At 71.8% G+C, this 19,998-nt stretch carries 16 protein-coding genes and 1 pseudogene; 9 read left to right on the top strand and 8 right to left on the bottom strand.

Going from position 1 to position 19,998, the window contains the following annotated elements:
* Window positions 1-58: 58 nt before the first annotated feature.
* Entirely contained in the window at window positions 59-1,234 is a 1,176-nt protein-coding gene (locus tag ACWEVP_RS02580) for a zinc-dependent alcohol dehydrogenase (RefSeq protein WP_452060870.1), read from the bottom strand.
* Window positions 1,231-2,229: an SRPBCC family protein gene (locus ACWEVP_RS02575; protein WP_452060869.1), complete on the bottom strand. Its 999-nt coding sequence runs from the start codon at window positions 2,227-2,229 to the stop codon at window positions 1,231-1,233. Before ACWEVP_RS02575 ends, ACWEVP_RS02580 begins: the two co-directional genes overlap by 4 nt.
* Window positions 2,230-2,373: 144 nt before the next feature.
* Here ACWEVP_RS02575 and ACWEVP_RS02570 point away from each other — a divergent pair, with 144 nt between their 5' ends.
* From ACWEVP_RS02570 to ACWEVP_RS02555, 4 genes are all read left to right on the top strand, one after another.
* Complete coding sequence (locus ACWEVP_RS02570; RefSeq protein ID WP_452060868.1) at window positions 2,374-3,528, top strand: glutathione-independent formaldehyde dehydrogenase; 1,155 nt, start codon at window positions 2,374-2,376, stop codon at window positions 3,526-3,528.
* Between the two features lies 1 nt (window position 3,529).
* Complete coding sequence (locus tag ACWEVP_RS02565; RefSeq protein WP_452060867.1) at window positions 3,530-4,072, top strand: type 1 glutamine amidotransferase domain-containing protein; 543 nt, start codon at window positions 3,530-3,532, stop codon at window positions 4,070-4,072.
* Between the two features lie 254 nt (window positions 4,073-4,326).
* Window positions 4,327-5,382 carry a hypothetical protein gene (locus ACWEVP_RS02560; RefSeq protein WP_452060866.1) on the top strand — a complete coding sequence of 352 codons (1,056 nt, stop codon included), beginning with the start codon at window positions 4,327-4,329 and terminating at the stop codon, window positions 5,380-5,382.
* A gap of 97 nt (window positions 5,383-5,479) precedes the next feature.
* The gene (locus ACWEVP_RS02555; protein WP_452060865.1) at window positions 5,480-6,364 is read left to right on the top strand and encodes a helix-turn-helix domain-containing protein; all 885 of its coding nucleotides are present in this window, start codon (window positions 5,480-5,482) and stop codon (window positions 6,362-6,364) included.
* Between the two features lie 420 nt (window positions 6,365-6,784).
* Here ACWEVP_RS02555 and ACWEVP_RS02550 read toward each other — a convergent pair whose 3' ends face one another.
* Window positions 6,785-9,817 carry a BTAD domain-containing putative transcriptional regulator gene (locus ACWEVP_RS02550; RefSeq protein ID WP_452060864.1) on the bottom strand — a complete coding sequence of 1,011 codons (3,033 nt, stop codon included), beginning with the start codon at window positions 9,815-9,817 and terminating at the stop codon, window positions 6,785-6,787.
* A gap of 211 nt (window positions 9,818-10,028) precedes the next feature.
* Here ACWEVP_RS02550 and ACWEVP_RS02545 point away from each other — a divergent pair, with 211 nt between their 5' ends.
* Genes ACWEVP_RS02545 through ACWEVP_RS02535 form a run of 3 tightly spaced genes read left to right on the top strand, consistent with a single transcriptional unit; the run spans window position 10,029 to window position 11,691 of the window.
* Entirely contained in the window at window positions 10,029-10,187 is a 159-nt protein-coding gene (locus tag ACWEVP_RS02545; RefSeq protein ID WP_452060863.1) for a hypothetical protein, read from the top strand.
* Window positions 10,184-10,750 (top strand): hypothetical protein, encoded by a 567-nt coding sequence (locus ACWEVP_RS02540; RefSeq protein WP_452060862.1) that lies wholly within the window; start codon window positions 10,184-10,186, stop codon window positions 10,748-10,750. Before ACWEVP_RS02545 ends, ACWEVP_RS02540 begins: the two co-directional genes overlap by 4 nt.
* Complete coding sequence (locus ACWEVP_RS02535; RefSeq protein ID WP_452060861.1) at window positions 10,747-11,691, top strand: sporulation-delaying protein SdpB family protein; 945 nt, start codon at window positions 10,747-10,749, stop codon at window positions 11,689-11,691. The genes ACWEVP_RS02540 and ACWEVP_RS02535 overlap by 4 nt, the downstream gene beginning before the upstream one ends.
* Here the strand turns inward: ACWEVP_RS02535 and ACWEVP_RS02530 are convergent.
* The 3 genes from ACWEVP_RS02530 to ACWEVP_RS02520 form a co-directional block, all read right to left on the bottom strand.
* On the bottom strand, window positions 11,654-12,634 hold the full coding sequence (locus ACWEVP_RS02530; RefSeq protein WP_452060860.1) for a sigma-70 family RNA polymerase sigma factor: 981 nt from the start codon (window positions 12,632-12,634) through the stop codon (window positions 11,654-11,656). The two genes, ACWEVP_RS02535 and ACWEVP_RS02530, sit on opposite strands and share 38 nt — an antisense overlap.
* Window positions 12,635-12,724: 90 nt before the next feature.
* A complete protein-coding gene (locus ACWEVP_RS02525; protein ID WP_452060859.1) occupies window positions 12,725-13,717 on the bottom strand; it encodes a zinc-binding dehydrogenase in 993 nt (330 codons plus the stop codon).
* A 138-nt stretch (window positions 13,718-13,855) separates the two neighbouring features.
* Window positions 13,856-14,839: a zinc-binding metallopeptidase family protein gene (locus ACWEVP_RS02520; RefSeq protein WP_452060858.1), complete on the bottom strand. Its 984-nt coding sequence runs from the start codon at window positions 14,837-14,839 to the stop codon at window positions 13,856-13,858.
* Window positions 14,840-15,059: 220 nt separating this feature from the next.
* Between ACWEVP_RS02520 and ACWEVP_RS02515 the strand changes: the two genes are divergently transcribed.
* Window positions 15,060-19,100 carry a CshA/CshB family fibrillar adhesin-related protein gene (locus ACWEVP_RS02515; protein WP_452060857.1) on the top strand — a complete coding sequence of 1,347 codons (4,041 nt, stop codon included), beginning with the start codon at window positions 15,060-15,062 and terminating at the stop codon, window positions 19,098-19,100.
* A 95-nt stretch (window positions 19,101-19,195) separates the two neighbouring features.
* On the opposite strand, the gene ACWEVP_RS02510 is transcribed toward ACWEVP_RS02515, so the two are convergent.
* Both ACWEVP_RS02510 and ACWEVP_RS02505 read right to left on the bottom strand, forming a co-directional pair.
* The gene (locus ACWEVP_RS02510; RefSeq protein ID WP_452060856.1) at window positions 19,196-19,396 is read right to left on the bottom strand and encodes a hypothetical protein; all 201 of its coding nucleotides are present in this window, start codon (window positions 19,394-19,396) and stop codon (window positions 19,196-19,198) included.
* A gap of 18 nt (window positions 19,397-19,414) precedes the next feature.
* Window positions 19,415-19,723 (bottom strand): annotated as a pseudogene (locus tag ACWEVP_RS02505) (hypothetical protein); the annotation flags it as partial.
* On the opposite strand from ACWEVP_RS02505, the gene ACWEVP_RS02500 reads away from it, so the two are divergent.
* The gene (locus ACWEVP_RS02500; RefSeq protein ID WP_452060855.1) at window positions 19,674-19,997 is read left to right on the top strand and encodes a hypothetical protein; all 324 of its coding nucleotides are present in this window, start codon (window positions 19,674-19,676) and stop codon (window positions 19,995-19,997) included. The pseudogene ACWEVP_RS02505 and the gene ACWEVP_RS02500 overlap by 50 nt on opposite strands.
* Window position 19,998: the final 1 nt, after the last annotated feature.

Genomic DNA, 19,998 nt, shown 5'->3' with positions numbered 1-19,998 from the left:
CTCGCGCTCACAGCGCATCCGGCCACCGGGCTGACCGGTGGCCGGATGCGTTGGCCCGTCAGGGTTTGAGGACGACCTTCTCGCAGTGGTCCTGCTTGTTCTTGAACATCTCGAAGCCGCGCTCGGCCTCCTCCAGCGGCAGGGTGTGGGAGATGATCCGGGTCGGGTCGAGCTCGCCGCGTTCGATGCGCCGCAGCAGTGCTTGCATGTAGCGCTGCACGTGGCACTGCCCGGTCCGCAAGGTCAGCGACCGGTTCATCCATGCGCCGGCGGGGAACTTGTCGAGCAGGCCGCCGTAGACCCCGATCACCGAGACCACGCCACCGCTGCGGCAGGACATGATCGCCTGGCGCAGCGCGTGCGGGCGGTCGGTTTCCGACCGCACGGCCTGCTTGACCCGGTCGTAGGCGGCGACGTGCGCGCTGCCGTGGGTGGCTTCCAGCCCGACGGCGTCGATGCACTTGTCGGGGCCGCGGCCGCCGGTCAGTTCCAGCAGCCGGGACCGGACGTCGACCTCGTCGAAGTTCACCGGGATGTGGCCTGCCTGCTCGGCCAGCTGCAGCCGGTAAGGCTCCTTGTCGATGGCGATGACCTTCGCCGCGCCCAGGAGCCGGGCGCTGTCCATGGCGAACTGGCCGACCGGGCCGGCGCCCCAGACCGCGACCACGTCGCTGGAGGTGATGTCGCACATCTCGGCGCCCATGTAGCCGGTGGGCAGGATGTCGGAGAGGAACAACACCTGTTCGTCGGTCAGGTTCGACTCGATCTTGATCGGGCCGACGTCGGCGAACGGCACCCGCGCGTACTGCGCCTGGCCGCCCGCGAAGCCGCCGGTGAGGTGCGAGTAGCCGAAGATCCCGGCGACCGGGTGACCGAACATCTTCTCCGCGATCCCGGCGTTGGGGTTGGAGTTCTCACAGCAGGAGTACAGCTCGGCGGCGCAGGCGGCGCACGCGCCACAGGCGATCGGGAACGGCACGACGACCCGGTCCCCGACGCGCAGCTTGCCCGGGTCGACGCCCCGGCCGACCTCGATCACCTCGCCCATGAACTCGTGGCCGAGGACGTCGCCGTCCTGCATAGTGGGGACGTACCCGTCGACCAGGTGCAGGTCCGAGCCGCAGATGGCGGTGGAGGTGATCCGCACGATCGCGTCGCGGTGGTTGAGGATCTTCGGGTCCGGAACGTCCCGGACCTCGACCTTGTTGCGGCCCGACCAGGTGTTGGCCCTCATGCGTCCGCTCCCTTCTCCAGTTCGACGTCCGACAGCGGTTGCGCCGGGCGCTGCGGGAATTCCTTGCGGGCCCGCTTGCCCCACGGGGCGCCGTCGGACCGGACGACCTCGCCGGTTTCCAGGACCTGCTTGAGCCGGCGCAGGTCGTCGTCGAGCTGCTGGTGCGGTTCTTCGCCGTAGTACTTGGCGACCGCCTTGCCGAGCGCGCCGCCGGGGATCTCGTACGCCAGGACGACGTTCACCTCGGTGCTCTCCCCGTCGGGGGCGGGGGTGAACCAGACGGTGCCGGCGTTGGGGACGGCGGCTTTCCCGGTCGAGCGCCACGCGATCCGCTCGCCGGGTGTCTCTTCGGTGATTTCGGCGTCCCATTCGACGTCCTGGCCGAAGGGGGCGCCGGCGGTCCAGTGGCTGGTCCGGTCGCCGGTGGTGCGGACCTGCTCGAGGTGCGCCATGAACGAAGGAAGGTTCTCCAGCTCGCGCCAGAACGCGAAGACCTCCGGCGGGGGTTTGCGGATGGTGGTCACTGCGGTCAGTTCCACGGAATCTCCTTTGCGTGCGCCCCGCGCTGCCCGCGCGGAGCCGGTGTGTTCCGCGCGGGTGGCCCGCACGGCGGTCAGTACGTCCAGCGCGGTGATCCCGGCGACGGCGCCGGTGACCCCGGCCAGCCGCCGCCGTCGTCGCCCGCCCCGGTGGGCGAGGGCGATGCCGAGCGCGGTGAGGTCCATCGCGTCGCCCGCGACCCGGGTCCACGCCCAGACGCCCTTCCGACGGCCGGCCAGGAGCCCGGCCGCGTGGACCAGCTCCCGCACGCCGACGGCGGGCACCACCGCCCGCGACGTCGCCGAGTCGTCGACGCCGCCGATCCGCCGCACGGTGCGCGGGGCCGTCAGTTGTGCCAGGCCCAGGCCCAGGCTCAGCCAGCCCAGCCGCCGGCCTCCCCGTCGCACCTCCTGCTGTCGTGTTCGTTCTGCTGCCGGGCTCACCGAGCGCGTCATGGGGTTCACCTCCGGGTCCGATCGAAGGCGGCTACCCCTCGGCGATCCGGCTAACCCACCGACCCGTTCGAGCGGCCGCGGGTTTATCGAGAAGTCCTAAGGAAAACCGTCGCCCGAGGGGACATCCACGACGAGGAGGAAGCCGTGAAAGCAGTGGTGTACGAAGGGCCGCGGCAGGTCAGCGTCAAGGACGTGCCGGACGCGAAGATCGAGCGGCCGACCGACGTCCTGGTACGGATCACGTCGGCGAACATCTGCGGCTCGGACCTGCACATGTACGAGGGCCGGACCGACTTCGAGCACGGCCGCTGGTTCGGCCACGAGAACCTGGGCGAGGTGGTCGAGGTCGGCTCCGGGGTCGACAAGGTTCAGGTGGGCGACTGGGTCGTCATGCCGTTCAACATCGCCTGCGGTCACTGCAAGAACTGCGAACGTCAGCTGACGAACTACTGCCTGACCGCCCAGCCCGAGCCGAAGATGGCCGGCGCCGCCTACGGTTTCGCCGACATGGGCCCGTACGCCGGGGGACAGGCCGAGCTGTTGCGCGTGCCCTGGGGTGACTTCAACTGCCTGCGGCTGGGCGAGGACGCCGAGCGGCGCCAGACCGACTACGTGATGCTCGCCGACATCTTCCCGACCGGTTACCACGCCACCGAGCTGGCCGGCGTGGTGCCCGGCGACCAGACGGTCATCTACGGCGCGGGCCCGGTCGGGCTGATGGCCGCCCTTTCGGCGACCATCCGCGGGGCGAGCAAGGTGATGGTCGTCGACCGGCACGCCGACCGGCTCCGGCTGGCGGAATCGATCGGCGCGATCGCCATCGACGACTCGAAGGCCGACCCGGTGCAGGCCGTGCTCGACGAAACGATGGGGCTGGGCGCGGACAACGGCTGTGAGTGCGTCGGCTACCAGGCGCACGAGCCCGACGGCCAAGAGCGGGCCAACCTGACGATGAACCGGCTGGTCGCCTCGGTGCGGTTCACCGGGAAGATCGGCAACGTCGGCGTCTTCGTGCCCCAGGATCCCGGCGCCGAGGACGAGCTGGCCAAGCAGGGCAAGCTCGCCTTCGACTACGGCATGTTCTGGTTCAAGGGCCAGCACATCGGCACCGGCCAGGCGCCGGTCAAGAAGTACAACCGGCAGCTGCGCGACCTCATCGCCGCGGGCAAGGCCGAACCGTCGTTCATCGTCAGCCACGAGCTGCCCCTCGACCGCGCACCGGATGCCTACGAGCACTTCGACAAGCGGGACGACGGCTGGACGAAGGTCGTCCTCCACCCCGCGATGGCGGGTGCCTGACATGGCCGGAGAGCTGAACGGACGCCGGGTGGCGATCCTCGCGGCCGACGGAGTGGAGCGGGTCGAGCTGGAACAGCCGCGACAGGCGCTCGACGACGCCGGCGCCCGCACCAGCGTGGTCTCCATCGCCGGCGGCGAGATCCAGGCGCGCGACCACGACCTCGAAGACGCCGGCACGTTCGCGGTCGACCAGCTGGTCGGCGACGCGTCGGTCGACGACTACGAGGCGCTGCTCCTGCCGGGCGGGACGGTGAACCCGGACAAGCTGCGCATGGAACGCGCCGCGGTGCAGTTCGTACGTGACTTCGTCCAGTCGGGCAAGCCGGTGGCTTCGATCTGCCACGGCCCGTGGAACTTCGTCGAGGCCGACGTCGCCCGCGGCCGCAGGCTGACTTCGTGGCCCAGCGTGCGCACGGACCTGCGCAACGCCGGAGCCGAGGTGGTCGACGAGCCGGTGGTCACCGACGGCAACATCACGACGAGCCGATCGCCCGACGACCTGCCGGCCTTCTGCGAGCGCATCGTGCGGGAATTCGCCGCGTAGATCGCGGCCGGTCGGACGCGACTCCGTCGATCGCGTCGGGGACAGGCCAAAGTGGACGCTTACCGCGGCGGTTTCTCGAGTATGGGAGGAATCTCTCCTGTCGCCATCCAGCGGAGTAGGTGCTTCGAGCACTCGGCACCACTGCCGACGGTTTGTCCGCAGCGGAGTGCGGGTGCGACAGGAGCGGTTCCGCCCGCTGCCGGCCGTTCGCGCGGAGCTCGCTTGGTCGGTGTCAGCGCGTCGGCTGGGGCTCGGTGCTGAAGCACACCGGCCTGGACAACGTGACGTTCCTGGACGCCGACCACGTCGCGTTCGTCGAGGACGCGGGCGACGGCCTGCACACCCAGCGCGGGCTGCTCGACTCGGCGTACCTGTTCGACCTGCACGCCGACTACGCCCACGGTGCTCAGCCGGTGCGGTTCCTCGCCGAGGGCCGCGACGGCGACAACGAGATCACCGGCATCCACGCCACCACCGGCGACCCGTCCCCGCAGGGCATCCTCGGCGCCCAGCGGCCGACGCCGTTCGCCGGCGGCTGGCGGTTGTTCGGGACCCAGCAGCACGGCGACAACGTGCTCTGGGAGATCACCCGGCGCCAGGCACCCCGCCTGCGTTCCCCGGAAGCCGGCCGCCTTCCGGTATTCGTTGATCCGAGGATGTCTCGATTCGGTGTTCGCGGCACCGTTGCCGCATTTCAGCGTCGCTCTGGGAGCCGCGTTGGCGGCGTGGTGCACCGCCGGTGTTCTGGGCCCAGGGCGGTCCAGGATCGGTCCGCGTTTGGTCCACGGCCCTGCCGACCAGGTCGTCCGACCCACACGATGACATCAGGCCACCGGCCGACCACTGTTCGAACACGCGCGAACGAGGCAGGAGCAAACATGAGCTGGACCGGACGCTTCTCCGCACTGGCAGGCGCGAGCGCCCTCGCCGTGGCGACCGCCGTCGCCGCGTCGCCACCAGCCGACGCGGAGCCCGCGGTCAACGCGGGGAACTACACCTGTACCTGGACGATCGATCTCCGGCCGCTCGACACGACCTTCCACACGCGTCACGTCAACGTCCCGGTGCGGTGCAACGGCACGATGAGCAGCATCACGATCGGCGTCTGGGGCCTCAGCCCCAACGGGTTCGTCAACTGGACCGGCTCGGAAAGCTGTAGCGCCAGCGCGACCTGCAGCGACCCAGATCTAGGCGATCCGCGAGGCGGGTGGGAATCCGACCAATTCGACAGGTGGATCAAGGCCTGCATCACGGTCATCACGCCGAAGGGCGCGACCGCGAGCGAATGCAACACGCGAGTCGCCTCTTAACCCTGCAGCCGATGTGGCCCGCCGGGAGCTTGCCCGGCGGGTCCGATTGCGCCGGAATGGTGAGTGACGGGCAACCTCCGCTCGGTACCTTGAAGTCATGGCCGAGCCTGCGGACATCGACTACACCCAGCGTCTCGGCGCCGAGATCCGCCACCACCGGATGTCACGCGGAATGTCGTTGCGAGCGTTGGCGAAAGAGCTGACGCTGAGCGGCCACGGGACGCTCGTCGACTACGAGCTCGGCCGCCGCATCCCGCCGGCGAACCTGGTCGCCGGCTGCGAGCGGATCTTCGGGATATCCGACGGCTCCTTGCGGAACCTGCGCGAAAAGGCTTTGGCCGAACGCGCGGACCTGGCCACCGAAGAGCTGCTGCGAGCGCCGGAAGCCCCGGTGGCCGCACCGCCCGTGCGGCCCCGGTGGCCAAGGCGCCGGGTAGTGGTCGTCGCGTCGGTCGTGGTGCTGCTGGCCGGGATTGCGTTCACCATCGGGTTTTTCCCCACTACAGCACCCGTGGCACCGGCGTCGGCGCCCGTCCGGTTCGGCTTCGAGGACGGCACCCAGCGGTGGAGCCCGTTCTGGGGCGGCAAACTGATCCGTTACGACGTCACCACCGCGACGGCTTACGAGGGTGGACAGTCCTTGCAGATCACGACGACCGGGTTCAGCAACGTGACCGACAAGGCGATCGGTACGACCCACGGGCTGGCGACTCTCCGGCCCGGCATGCTGGTCAGCTGCTTCCTCCGCGTACCGTTGCCGGAGCGGGCGAGCGTGCGGTTCTTCGCCTACGACTCGAAGTCCCAAGCCACTTGGGCTCCCGAAACCCCGAAGGGCGGCGAAGCGCAACTGCCGCAGGACACGGCGTGGAAGCGCTATGACTGGACCGTGCCGCAGGTCGACGTCGTGCAGGGCATCGGCATCGAGATCTACCAGTTCACCGACGATCCGGTCATCCTCTGGCTCGACGCGATCAGCTGGTGACGCCGGCTGCCGGTGCCTCTCAACATGAGCGCCTGATCGATTTGTAGCCGCAGCGGAGAGGACCATGGCCAGCCGGCCGAGTTCGTCCTGCCAGGGCCGTGACCACCAGGCCCCGGCTCCGGCCAGCGCGACGCTCTGTCCGTGCCGCGGTGGCAGCCCGGCGATGCAGTGCCGGCGCTCACCTCGATGGGCGCCGGGCACAGCGCCTCCGCTCGTCTCGGTCAAGCCGGCGTGATGGTCGCTGCCGTCGCTCTCGGGCTGTTCCGGAACAGCACGGCGAGGGGCAGGTGAGCGAGTAGCGGATCGAGAGCGGGCTTCCCTAGCGTGGTCCACGGCGTTTGCGGACGGACTCACCGGCGACCGCCGTGCTGGGGGTACGGCGGTCCCGGCCCCACCTCGTGCCACCGGGGTGGGGCCGGTTCACCGGGAGAGGCCCTGGCCGACAGCGCACCGTTCGCAGCTGGCTTCTTTGTCGGCCAGGTGCGCCTGGGGGTGGGCCTGGTCGGCCAAGGGCTCGGGGTACAACGCGAGCGCGCGCTCCCAGAGCCGGTGGGCCTCCGCCGGCTCGTCGCGGCGCTGCGCGACATGGGCCTGGCCCTCGACGGCACGGGCGTTCTCCAGGATGAGGTGGTGGCTCGTGGCCAGTTCCTCGGCGCGCTGGTGCAGGCCGGCGGCTGTTTCGACGTCGCCCATGGTCAGGTACGTCTCGCCGAGGCAGTTGAGGGCGTCGCACTCGACGTCGGTCACTCCCGCCGTCGTTCCGACTTCGAGGGCCAGCCGGCCCAGGCTGATCGCCGACTGGAGGTCTCCGGTCCGGCGGTCCAGGACGGCCAGCCAGGCCAGCGCCCATCCCTCCCCGAACCGGTAACCGATCTCGCGGCTCAGCTCGAGTGCCTGAGTCAGGTGGAGCTTGGCCTGCGGCCAGCGGTGGAAGCGACCGTGCAGCCGGCCGATATTGGCCAGTGACAGGGCCTCGCCCTGCCGGAAGCCGGTTTCCCGGTTGATGGCGAGCGCTCGGCCGAACTGTTCCTGGGCCTGGGTGTATTCGCCGAGATCGGCGGCCACGAAGCCGAGGTTGTTGACCAGTGCGCCGACGTCACGGGTGCTGCCCAGCTTCTCCGACAGGTCGTGCGCGATCTTGAAGCAGTCGCGCGCCTCCCGGTACCGGGCGAGCCGGAGGTAGGTGATGCCGAGGTCCGAGGTCTGGTACGCCTCGCTCGCCTGGTCTCCGGCCTCCCGACTGATCAGCAGTGCGCGTTTCAGCAGCTCGATGGCGTCGGTCAGCTGGCCGAGCTCCCGGCGGATGACGGCGATGTTGGCCAGCGCGGCCGACTCGCCGCGCGAGTTGTTCAGCTGCCGCGCGGCGGTCAAGGCGCCCTCGAACAGCGGCAGCCAGGCGGTGCGGAAGTTCATCCGCTCCAGGAACGGCCGCAACACGCAGGGAAGCTGCCAGGAGTGCGCGGGCCGGCCGGACTTCTGGGCCAGCGTGGCCACCGCGATCAGGTTCTGGTACTCGGTTTCCAGCAGGCCGATCGATTCGACTTCGGTGCCTGCCGGTGGCACCGAGGCCGGTCTGGCGGGGATGTCCGGTTCGAAGCGGGAGATCTTGCGAGCCATCGGACTGCAGTGCAGATCGGCGAGGTGGAGGTAGTAGTCGAACAGGCGGGCAGCCGCTTCCTGCCGCTCGGCCTCGGTCTCCTCCGCCTCCAGGAGTTTCGTCGCGCAGTCCCGGATCAGGTCGTGCAGCTGGTACCGCCCGGCGGCGGGCTGCATCAGCAGGTTGCAGTCACACAGGCTTTCCAGCTGCTCCTCGGCCTCGTCCACCGGCAGGCCGGTCAGCGCGGCGACGGCGTACCGGTCGAAGTCCTGGCCCGGATGCGCCCCCAGCAGGCGGAAGGTCCGGCGCTGGGGATCGGGCAGCGACTCGTAGGACAGCCGGAGCGTGGCGTACACGCTCAGGTCGTCCACGGTCAGGGTGTGCATCCGGCGGCGGGACTCGCGCAGCCGCTCGGCCAGGTCCTCCACGGTCCAGGTGGGGCGATGCCGGAGGCGGGACGCGGCGATCCGGATCGCCAGGGGCAGCCGGCCGCAGAGCTCCGTCACGTCGGCGACCACCTCGGGGGCGTCGAAGGCCCGATCGGCGATCCGCCGGAACAGCGCCACCGCTTCGGACGGCGGAAGCACGTCCAGCGAGACCGGCCGGCTGCCGTCCAGCGTGGTCAGCCGGCGGCGGCTGGTCACCAGCACCAGCGCCTCGGCCGTGCCCGGCAGCAGGGGCCGCACCTGGGCCGCGTCGACGGCGTTGTCGAGGATCACGATGATCCGCTTGCCCGCCATCAGCGACCGCCACTGCTCGGCGCGTTCGGCGAGCCCGTGCGGGATGAGCTCCGTCGGCGTGCCCGCCTGGCGGAGCAGGACGTCCAGCGCCGCCTCCGGCGTCCGAGGCTGTTTCCCGACCGTGAAGCCGTGCAGGTCGATGAAGTACAGCCCGTCGGCGTGCTCGCCGGCCAGCAGCTCCGAGAGGCGGACCGCGAGCGCCGTCTTGCCGATGCCGCCCATGCCGTCGATCACGGTGATCCGCGACCCGCCGGCGAGGTCACGGCGCATGTCCGCGTACAGCCGGTCGATGTCGGCGCCCCGCCCCACGAAGTCGCTGGCGCCGGCGGGGAGGTTGCGGGGGCGTGACCGGGGCACCGGTGCGGCCGCGACGGCCGCGCCCCGCAGGATCTGGGCGTGTGCCTGCTGAAGCTGCGTGCCCGGGTCCAGGCCCAGTTCGTCGGCGAGCCGCCGGCGCCCCTGTTCGTACACGTCCAGCGCCTCGGTCTGCCGGCCCAGCGCGGCCAGGGTCAGCATGAGCAACGCGCGCAGCGGTTCCCGGAACGGGTGCTCGGCCACCAGGCCGGTCAGCCGGACGACCATCTGTTCCGCCTGGCCGAGCCGCAACCGGAGCGCGCCGAGCCGTTCGACCGCCACCAGGTACTGCTCGTCCAGCCCGGCCGCGGCGGCGTCGAGGGCGCGGCAGACCCGCAGCCCGGCGAGCGCGGGGCCACGCCACAGTTCGATGGCGGCCGACAGCGCCGCCACGGCGTCGGCGGGTCGCCCGTCCGCCTCGGCCTCGTCCGCGAGCTGGATCGCTGCCCAGAACCTGTGCACGTCGAGACCGTCTTCGGGGACGACCAGCCGGTAGCCCGCGGGTTCGGTGACGATCGCGTCGCTGTCCCCGCCGGCGGCGGCGAAGGCGCGGCGCAACGCCCAGACGGCGTTGTGCAGCTGTGCGTGGGCCGTGTGCGGGACCGCTTCTTCCCACAGCCCTTCCACCAGCCGGTCCAGCGTGACGACCTCGTTCACCCGGGTCAGCAGCAGCGCCAGCAGACGTTGCTGGCGGCGGCCGCCGAGACGCACGGGTCCCTCGGCCGTTGTCGCTTCGAGCGGCCCCAGGATGCGGAAGTACATACGGCAACGCCCCCCTGTGCGTCGCTGGTTTCGGGTCAGGATAGCGGAAGAGGATGGGCCGCGAGTGAGGCCGCGAAGAGATCGACCGGCGGACGGAGAGCGAACGAAGAGCGGCCGGTGCCAGCATTCCGCTCGGCAGGGGATCTGGGCACGGAGCGGTGCATCCCCCCGATCGACATGCCGTGAGGCGTCCGACGAAGGAGTAGCACGCATGCGGAAAGCGTTCGTCACCTCTGTGGTCGCTGCTGTCACCATCCTGGGCGCGGTCCTGGGGCTGTCCGGGATCGCCGGCGGGGGCGCACCGGCGCAACCCGCCCCGGCCCCGCTGATGATCAACAAGAAGGGGCCCGTCTGCTGCGATGAGCGATGACCGGACCGTCTTCCGGCCCGGCGAGCACGAAGGGTTTCGTCACCACGGCGGCCGCTCTGGCCGTCGTGTTCGTCGTCACCTGGTTGCTGCAGACTGACAGCGTACGAACCGGCTCGGCGTGGTGGGCGGGACAGGCCCGCAACGCCAGTCTCCTCTGGCACCAGGACTGGCGGGTCTTCACCCGGGCGCCGACCGGCCCCGAAACGGTCGCCTACGACGCACAGCATCTGACGGCGATCACCATGTACGCGACCGGGTCCGGCGATCGCCGGGGCCTCAGCCGGATCGCCTACAGCCAGTGGATGGAGACCGCGGCGCTGGAACAGGTCGTTCCCGAGCAGGCGTGGCGGGAGTGCGCGGCCGACGTGATCGAGCGGTGCCGCCCGGTGCTGGCGTCGGTTCCCGCGGTCGCGGTCGCCAACCCCACTCGTGACGCGACCGTGTGCGGACGGGTCGTGTTCGCCAGGGAGTTCCCGCTGAACTGGCGCGACGCCGATCCCGCCGCGGGCCGGACCCGCCGGGTCGGCGCCGTCACGGTGCTGGACGTGGCATGCGGCCGGTGAGCAGGCTGTGGGCGGGCCTGACCCGCGCGGCGGACGCGTTCGAGCCGCGCGGCCTGCCGTTGGCGGTGGCCAGGACATTGTTGGCACTGGCCGGCGGATGCCTCCTGGCTTTCAGCCCGGACCGGGCGTTGTTCCCGCGGACGGCGGGGGTCACCGACGGGCCGGTGTGCGACGGGATCGGCCGGCTGTCGATGTGGTGCCTGGCCGGATCGGACGGGGCGGCCCCGTGGATCTGCCGGATCGTCGCGCTCGCCGTGCTGCTGCTGGTGGCGCTGGGGTACCGGCCTCGGTGGACCTGCATCCCCCACTGGTACGTGACGTTCAGCCTCAGCGCGGCCATCGCCCTGCCCGACGCGGGCGAGCAGGTGATCCGCATCCTCACGCTGCTGCTCATCCCGATCTGCCTCGCCGACGAACGGCGCTGGCAGTGGTCACGGCCCGTCCGCCCGCTGCCCGCCGCGTGGCGGGGCCGGGCGTACGCGGCGCAGCTGTTCGTCCGGCTGCTCGGCGTGACGATCTACGCGCAGGCGTCGCTGAGCAAGCTCGCCGTGCCGGAATGGCGGGACGGCACCGCGGGGTACTACTGGCTGGTGGACGCGCACTACGGCTCGGCGTTCGCGATCCAGCCGCCGCTCGGGACCGTGCTGGGGAGTTCGGTCGGCGTGTCGATCGTGACCTGGGGGGCGCTGGCGGTGGAGTTGACCTTGGCTGTGTGCCTGCTGGGCTCCGCACGTGTCCGCAGGGCGGGCTGGGCGCTGGCGGTCGGCATGCACGGCTCGATCGCGCTGCTGATGGGGTTCACCACCTTCGCCATGACCATGGCGGGTCTGTGGGGAATCGCTTGTACCCCACGGCCGCGGGCGGCGGGAAACGTCGCCCCTGAGCGCGACGGCTTCGACGGGGTCAGTGCGCGAGCACGGCCGGGAAGCCGAACGCCGTGACCAGCGAGGGATCGTGGAATTTGACCACACCGGACACGCCGGTCGCGGTGGGCGCCAGCACTACGGCGCCGTCGGCTCGGAGCACACCCTCCGCGTCCCGGTGGTACACGACAGCCGCGGGTTGGCCGTTGGCCGTGGTCGCGATCATCCGCCAGTCACCCGGGGTGCCCAGCACGAACGTGTCGAGGACGTGGACGCACATCGCCCGGCCGGACTGCCAGTCGCGGAACGGTGTCGCCTCCAGCGTGGCGTCCGTACGCAGTACCTGTTCCAGCAGACGGGCGTCGGAGCGCTCGAAGGCCGAGATGTAGCCGTCGAGCAGGGCACGCGCGCGCTGGTCGGTCGGTTCGAGCAGTTCCCCGGGTTCCGGCCGCACCTCGTCCAGCCGGGCGCGGGCGCGCTGCAGACCGCTTTTGACCGCCGCGGTGGTGGTGCCGAGGATCTCCGCGGTTTCGGCCGCGGAGAACGCCAGCACTTCGCGCAGGACGAGGATCGCGCGTTGGCGGGCGGGCAGGTGCTGCAGGCCGGCGATGAGCGCCAGCCGCAGCGACTCGCGTTCGACCACCACCGCGGCCGGGTCGGGCGGCGCGATCCAGGCGTCCGGCAGCGGTTCCAGCCACGCGACCTCGCCCGGCGCGACGGAACTCGGCGGGCGGTCGGGTTCGTCGTACGGGCCGGTCAGACCCGAGGGCAGCACGCGGGCCGGGCGCCGCTCCACCGCCGTCAGGCAGACGTTGGTCGCGATCTTGTAGAGCCAGGACCGGATCGAGGCGCGGCCCTCGAATCCGGAGTAGGACCGCCACGCCCGCAGATACGTCTCCTGCACCAGGTCCTCGGCGTCGTGCGCCGAGCCGGCCATGCGGTAGCAGTGCGCCAGCAGTTCCCGGCGGAACCGCTCGGTCTCGGCGGTGAACCGGTCCTGGTCCGGTGCCGTCCGTGTCACGCCGCGAGCCTACGGCGCCGGCGTCCGCGATCACACCTCATCGGGCTGCGGGCTGCCGGGTCCTCGGTTGTGGTCATCGGTGCCGACTCCTCAGGGCAGCAGGGCCAGTTTGCCGATGGTGGCCCGGTTTTCCAGCTCCGCGAGCGCTTTCGGGCCGTCGGCCAGTTCGTACGCGGTCGGCCGACCGGGAGGCACCACGTCCGCGGCGATGAGCGCGGACAGTTCACCCATGAGCTCGGCGAAGATCCGCGGCGCGGCCTGGATGAGCACACCGAGGTTGAATCCGATGACGTGGACCTGGTGCCGGTACACCAGTTCCCAGTTGGTGATCGAGGCGTCGCCGCCCGCCACGCCGTAGACCACGACCCGGCCGGTGACCCGCTTGGCCGCGGCCAGGCTGGCGCCGAAGGTGGCGCCGCCCGCCGACTCCAGCACCACATCGGCGCCGGTGCCGCCGGTCAGCCGCAGCACGTCGGCGGCGATGTCGCCGTCGAGGGAGTCCAGGACGTGGTCGGCGCCCAAGGCCAGCACAGCGTCGTGCTTGTCCGGTGACGCGGTGGCGACGACCGTCGCGCCGTAGTGCTTGGCCAACGTGACCGCGGCCTGGCCGGTCGCGCCCGCCGCGGCGTGGACCAGCACGGTCTGTCCCGCTGTGACTGCGCCCAGCGGCTTGAGCGCGGCCAGCGCGGTCGGCCAGTTCACGATCAGGCCCAGCGCCTGCTGCCCGGTCCAGCCGGGCGGTACCGGCATCGCCGCGGCCGCGGGCAGCACCATGTACTCGGCGAAAGCGCCGCTTCCGACGCCGATTACGCGGGCCCCTGGCTGCGGGCCGGTCGCCGCCTCGCCCATCGCGACGACCTCGCCGGCGGCCTCGAAGCCGGCCAGGTACGGCGGCCGTGGGCCGTCCAGGAACGTGCCGTGGGCCTTCGAGATGTCGGCGAAGTTGACGCCGGCGGCGGTGACCCGGATCAGGACCTCGCCCGGGCCGGGGACGGGCACCGGTGCGTCCGTGATCAGGCGCATGTCCTGCGGGCCGTTGCGGGACGTCTGCTGCAGTGCGCGCATGGTCGTGGGAACGGTCACTGGCGGCCAGCCTCTCGGTTTCGGGGGTGGGTGGGAGAGACGGGCCCGTCTCTCCCACCCAGGTAGACCCCGGTCACCGCGAAAAGGAATCGGAACCTGCCGATGTTCGCCACCGGAGCCGCCCGGCGGGCGTCCGGGTCACGCGACTCGGCCGAGCCTGCGGTCGACGAACCGGAGTTTCGCCTGGACGGCCGGTGACAGCGCGAACGGGTAGAGGTCGTCCTTGCCCATGCTGCGGTTGAGCTGGTTCAACGCCCGCGACAGCGGGACCCAGGTGGCCATCAGGGCATCGAAGTCACGCGGGTGGTCTTCGGGGTCCGCGTCGACCTGGGTGCCCGGGTGCGGCGCGATCGGCGTGCCGGCGACGAGCACACCCAGTGCGGCGGCGGTCTGGACCGTGTCGCGGATGTGCAGCAGGTGGGCGAACGTCTCCGCCCAGTCCTCCCACGGGTGCGCGGCCGCGTAGTGGCTGACGTGGATGTCGGCCCAGCGGGTGCCGGGCTCGCTCGCGTAGTGCGTCGCCAAGGCTTCCTGGTAGTCGGCGCGCTCGTCGCCGAAGACGCGCCGGAACTCGCCGGGGTCGGCGGCGATCAGCACGTCCCAGTACCAATGGCCCACCTCGTGGCGGACGTGCCCGAGCATCGTGCGGTAGGGCTCGGCCAGCTGTACGCGCAGCCCTTCGCGGAACCCGGCGTCGCCTTCGGCGAGGTCGATGGTGATCACGCCGCCGGCGTGCCCGGTGGTCACCGGCTCCTCGGCGCTGGACAGCAGGTCGAACGCCAGCCCGTGCTCCGGGTCGTCGGTGCGTGGCGTGGTGGGGAGGCCGAGGTCGTCGAGCTGGTAGAGCAGCCGTCGTTTGGCGGCCTCGGCGACCCGGAAGGTGTCGTCGACGTCCTTGTCGGCCGGCCGGGTCCGGGTCAGGGCGCAGCAACCGCACAGCGGGCCGTCGGCAGCGAGCCAGTTGCACCCGGCCAGCTCGGCGTTGGCGCAGCGCCGGTTCCCGGCCGCCCGGACCATCGACGCGCTCGCGCGGTCGAAGCCGACGCCGGTGCCGCACACCACGCAGGCCGAGTTCTCGAAGAACAGCAGGTTCGCGCATTCCGGGCAGGTAAAGGTCCGCATGGGTTTCCCTTCGGTTCGGGCCGGGAGCGCGCCGTTGAACGGGACATCCGCCGGGAATTACCCCGTGGCTGTCCCGGACGAACTTGTGCTGGTCGTCACGCCCCCGTGACGACGACGCGCGGGTGACCACGATCGATTGAATGATCATCTTTCTGCCAGCTGTTTTCCGGCCGGTCACGCACGATGACCGGAGCAGCAGCCGAGGCGGAGGTGTCGGTCGATGGGTGGCGGGTCACGGCGGAAGGTGCCGGCGCTCCTGGTGGTGGCGGCTCTGCTCGCGTGGTGCGTGTCAGCGTTCGGGCCGGCGGCGCGCGCTACGGCCGCGACGCACGACTGCGGGTTCGCGTCGGCGGGAACCGGCACCTACGCGCGGACGCTGTGCTGGTTCGACCTGTCCGGCTACGACGCCGCGGAGGCCACGTCCGCGGCGGGTCAGCGGCTGACCTTCGCGCTGCCCGGCGGCTACCGGCTGGCGGTCACGCTCAAGGTCTCCGGCGGTCCCGTCGCCGCGAACCGGCTCCCGACCTATTCCGCGGCCTACCTGGGCAACTCCGGGCACTACACGGGCGTGCCGGGGCGGCCGGCGCTGTACCAGACCGCTTCCGGCACGACGACGGTCGCCGCGCTGAGCGACATCGTGGCCACCGACAGCGCCGGGGCGGTGGTGCAGGGCTACGGGCTGGTGGGAGCGGACGCGGAGTCGACCGACGCCGGCGAGTCGATCGAGTGGACCTCGTCCTCGCCGCTCGAATCGCTGACCGCGACCGGGTCCGACCCGGGGATCGGGAACGCCTGCGGCGGCGGGTACAGCGGCATCGGCACGCGGACGGTGCGGTGCGCCGGGCGCACGGGCGCCAACAAGACCGGCACCGCGATCATCTCCGCCGAAGACCCCACGTCGTTCAGCCAGCGCATGGTCGGCGGCGGGCGCCAGGCGGTCGGGTTCGGCGTGCTGGTCTCCAGCCTGCAGCTGACCAAGAAGGTCGTGCGGGGCTTCCCCGGCGACTCGTTCGCGGTCTCGGTCGCGGCGCCGGGTGGCAGTGTGCTCGCCTCGGCCGACACCGGCGGCGGCACTTCGGCGAGCACCGGTGAAGTCACGGTGCTGGCCGGGGCCCGCGGCGGTGACTACACCCTGCGCGAGACCACGACTTCCGGGCTCGAGTCCAATTACGACAGAGCGTGGTCCTGCACCCGCAACGGCAAGGCGGACGGGGAACTGCCCGCCGGTGACGCCGGTGGCTCGGCCCGGGTGCACGTCGGCATCGGCGACTTCGTCTCCTGCACGGTCACGAACACCGGGAAACCCGCGACGCTGAAGCTGGAAAAGCACGCCGCCGCACCGGTCGACGTCAACGGCAACGGGGTCACCGACGCGGGCGACACCGTCGGGTACACCTTCACCGTCACCAACACCGGCGCGCTCGAACTGCACGACATCGCCGTGGCGGACGCGAAGGCCGGGCCGGTCGCCTGCCCCCGGCCAAGCCTCGCACCGGGGGAATCGCAGACCTGCACCGCGCAGGCGCCGTACGTCATCACTCCGGCCGACGAGAACGCCGGGGCGGCGGTCAACACCGCGACGGCCTCCGGGCTGCCGCCGGGCAGCGCCACCCGGGTGACGTCCGACCCGTCGTCGACCCGCACCCCGACCGAGAAGCCCGCCCCGGCGCTGACGCTGACGAAGTCGGCCTCACCCGACAACCCGGACGCGTACGCCGCCGGCCGGCTGATCACCTACTCGTTCCGGGTGACCAACACCGGCAACGTGCCGTTGAACGAGATCGGAATCGACGAAACCGCTTTCTCCGGCAGCGGTGTCCTGTCCACGGCCGTCTGCCCGGTCGCCACGCTGGCTCCCGGCGTGAGCACGACGTGCACCGCCACCTATGTGCTGACCCAGGCCGACGTCGACGCGGGCCGGCTCGACAACACCGCCACCGCGCACGGCAAGCAGCCCGGCTCGCGGGTCCCGATCACGTCGAACCCCTCGAGCGTCTCGATCCCGACGCCCGCGCACCCGGCGATCACCCTGGTCAAGACGGCCGACCCGCTGACCGTCGACCGCGCCGGCCAGTCCGTCGGCTACACGTTCGTGGTCACGAACACCGGTGACGTGACGTTGCGGGACGTCGGCGTCGCCGAGACGCGGTTCACCGGCTCCGGCCCGGCACCCGTCGTCACCTGTCCGGAGACCGTGCTCGCCCCGGGTGCCGCGCAGACGTGCCGGGCGACCTACGCGGTCACGCAGGCCGACGTCGACGCGGGTGCGGTGGAGAACACCGCTGTCGCGCGCGGAACGCCACCCCGCGCGACGGAGCCGACCACGTCGGAGCCGTCGTCGGCGAAGGTGACCGCCACGCGCTCGGCCGCCCTGACCCTGGCGAAGTCCGCCCAGCCGGCCGTCGTGACGTCCGTGGGGGAGCCGGTTCGCTACTCGTTCACGCTGGAGAACACCGGCACCGTGACGCTGACCGAGGTGGCGATCACCGAGGGCGCCTTCAGCGGCAGCGGACCGCTGGGCGCGGTCACCTGCCCGGCCGGGAGCGCGGTGCTCGCGCCCGGCCAGGTCGTCACCTGCACGGCGGACTACGCGGTGACCCAGGCCGACGTCGACGCCGGCCGAATCACCAACAGCGCCACGGCGGCGGGCACCCCGCCCACGGGCTTGCCGAAGGTGACGACGCCGCTGGCGACGGCGGTCGTGACCGCCGGTGGCGGGGCGGCGCTCACCCTGGTGAAGTCGGCCGACCCGGCCTCCGTGGTCGGCGCGGGCGAGACGGTGCGTTACCGCTTCGCCGTGACCAACACCGGGAACCGCACCCTCACCGGGGTGTCCGTGCGCGAGACGGAGTTCAGCGGCACCGGCCCGGCGCCGGTCGTCGAATGCCCGTCGCGGACGCTGGCGCCCGGGCAGGCGCAGACCTGCACGGCCACCTACACCCTGACCCAGGCCGACGCCGACGCCGGAACGGTGACCAACACGGCCGAGGCGACCGGCATCGCCCCCGGTGGTGAACCGGTCACCTCCGGCCCGTCGCGGGCGAAGGTGACCGTGCCGGGCAAGTCGGGGCTGTCGCTGGTCAAGTCGGCCGACCCGGCCGACGGCGGCCACTTCCGCGCCGGGCAGACGGTCACCTATTCCTTCGTGGTCACCAACACCGGGAACCGCACGCTGACTTCGGTCATGGTGCGCGAAACGGCGTTCTCGGGCACCGGCCGGCTGTCCCCGCCGTCCTGCCCGGGCGGCGGCGCGACGGTGACCGCGCTGGCTCCGGGGGAGCAGGCGGTGTGCACCGCCGCCTACGTGCTCACGCAGTCCGATGTGGACGCCGGAAAGGTGTCCAACACGGCCGTCGCCACCGGTACTCCGCCCCAAGGCGACCCGCCGGTTTCGGATCCGTCGACGGTCGTCGTGCCGACGCCGCCGGACGCCGCGCTCACCCTGGCGAAGACGGCGTCGCCGGGCACGGTTTCCGCGGCCGGGCAGGAGGTCACCTACTCGTTCGTCGTCACCAACACCGGCAATGTGACGCTCGAAGCGCTCGCGATCCGCGAAACCCGCTTCACCGGCGGCGGCGGGACACCGGTCCCGGTGTGCCCGGCCGGTCCGCTGGCGCCGGGGCAGCACGTGACGTGCACGGCGGCCTACCGCGTCACGCAGTCCGATGTGGACGCCGGGCGGATCGACAATACCGCCGTCGCGTCGGGTACCCCGCCGGCGGGCGGTCCGGCGGTGGAGTCGGCGCCCGCGAGCGCGACGGTGCGGGTCACCGCAGCCGCGGTACTCGAGATCACCAAATCGGCCCGGCCGGTCGACGTGAACGGCGACGGCGTGACCGGCGCCGGTGACCGGATCGAGTGGACGGTCACGGTCGGCAACACCGGCGCGGTCACCGTCCGGGAGATCCGGGTCGACGACCCGTCCGCGGGCGTGGCGACCTGCCCGGCGACCGAGCTGGCGCCGGGCCAGGCGATGACGTGCACGGTGCCCGCGCACACCGTCACCGCCGCCGACGTGGCCGCCGGCCGGGTGCGCAACGTCGCCACCGCGGCCGGCACCGGGCCCGGCGGGTCGCCGGTCCCCGCCGGGCAGGCGGTCGCCGACGTCCCGGTAGTCCCCGCACCGGCGCCGACCGGCGGCCCGCACCGGCTCCCCGACACCGGCACGGACGTGGCCAGGCTGCTCGGCCTGGCGAGCGTGCTGCTCCTGGCCGGGGCGGCGCTGTGCGCGGCCGCCAAGCGACGGGACGTGACCCGGTGAGCCCGCCGGGGCAGGCGAAGGCGATCAGGCAGCCGGGTCGCCGCTGCATGCTGTGATGGCGCCGAGGCGCGGCACCGGAGGCCGCGAACCCCGGCTCATGCGGTCGTCACGCGGCCGTCGTGGACTTCGGCGATCCGGTCGACGGTGGTGAGGTGGGTGCGGGCGTGGGTGACCAGCACGGTCGCGGTCGCGCGTTGGTGAGTGAGGCGGGTGAGGAGGTCGAGGACGGCGGCTCCCCGCTCGTGGTCGAGGGCGCTGGTGGGTTCGTCGACCAGGAGGACGGTGGGGTCGTTCATCAGTGCGCGGGCGATGTTCACGCGCTGGCGCCGGCCGCCGGAGAGCGGGTGCGGGAGGCGCCCGGCCTGGGGGCGAGCCCGACGGCGTCGAGCAGGCCCAGCGCGCGGGTGCGGGCCTTGGCCGGGGAGCGGCCGTCGATGGCGGCCATGATTTGGAGTTGTTCGGCGGCGGTGAGCGCGGGCAGCAGGTTGGGTTGCTGGAAGACGATGCCGATCTTGTGGCGGCGCAGGTCGGTGAGTTCGCCGCGGGGGGAGGCCGGTGGCGGTGGTGCCGTCGATGACGACGGTGCCGGAGTCGGGCGTCACGAGTGTGGCGGCGACGGCCAGCAGGCTGGACTTGCCCGAACCCGACGGGCCGACCAGCGCGGTCAGGGGAGAACCAATGCGCCATCGCGGGTCGCGTCATGGCCAAGAGTGGCGGGTGACCGGACCAGCGCACACCCACACCGGTCGGGGATCGACGCGGGTCGCCCACGGTTTGGGACGGGAGAACCACCTCCTCGGGCAGCTCTTCGGTGAGCCCGCCGCGATGCGTTCCGATGACGCAACCACCCGCGATCTCGACGGCGCGACGACCGGCATGCTCACCCGCTCGGTGTGAA

The organism is Amycolatopsis sp. NPDC003865 (assembly GCF_053605345.1).
Note: the sequence above shows the minus strand (reverse complement) of the source record. Positions and strands in the feature narration are given on the sequence as shown.

Excerpts from the sequence above, each read along its gene's own strand:
- ACWEVP_RS02565 (WP_452060867.1), top strand. The coding sequence starts at position 3,530 with ATGGCCGGAGAGCTGAACGGACGCCGGGTGGCGATCCTCGCGGCCGAC.
- ACWEVP_RS02580 (WP_452060870.1), bottom strand. The coding sequence starts at position 1,234 with ATGAGGGCCAACACCTGGTCGGGCCGCAACAAGGTCGAGGTCCGGGAC.
- ACWEVP_RS02510 (WP_452060856.1), bottom strand. The coding sequence starts at position 19,396 with ATGAACGACCCCACCGTCCTCCTGGTCGACGAACCCACCAGCGCCCTC.
- ACWEVP_RS02515 (WP_452060857.1), top strand. The coding sequence starts at position 15,060 with ATGGGTGGCGGGTCACGGCGGAAGGTGCCGGCGCTCCTGGTGGTGGCG.
- ACWEVP_RS02545 (WP_452060863.1), top strand. The coding sequence starts at position 10,029 with ATGCGGAAAGCGTTCGTCACCTCTGTGGTCGCTGCTGTCACCATCCTG.
- ACWEVP_RS02520 (WP_452060858.1), bottom strand. The coding sequence starts at position 14,839 with ATGCGGACCTTTACCTGCCCGGAATGCGCGAACCTGCTGTTCTTCGAG.
- ACWEVP_RS02555 (WP_452060865.1), top strand. The coding sequence starts at position 5,480 with ATGGCCGAGCCTGCGGACATCGACTACACCCAGCGTCTCGGCGCCGAG.
- ACWEVP_RS02500 (WP_452060855.1), top strand. The coding sequence starts at position 19,674 with ATGACGACGGTGCCGGAGTCGGGCGTCACGAGTGTGGCGGCGACGGCC.
- ACWEVP_RS02550 (WP_452060864.1), bottom strand. The coding sequence starts at position 9,817 with ATGTACTTCCGCATCCTGGGGCCGCTCGAAGCGACAACGGCCGAGGGA.
- ACWEVP_RS02575 (WP_452060869.1), bottom strand. The coding sequence starts at position 2,229 with ATGACGCGCTCGGTGAGCCCGGCAGCAGAACGAACACGACAGCAGGAG.
- ACWEVP_RS02540 (WP_452060862.1), top strand. The coding sequence starts at position 10,184 with ATGACCGGACCGTCTTCCGGCCCGGCGAGCACGAAGGGTTTCGTCACC.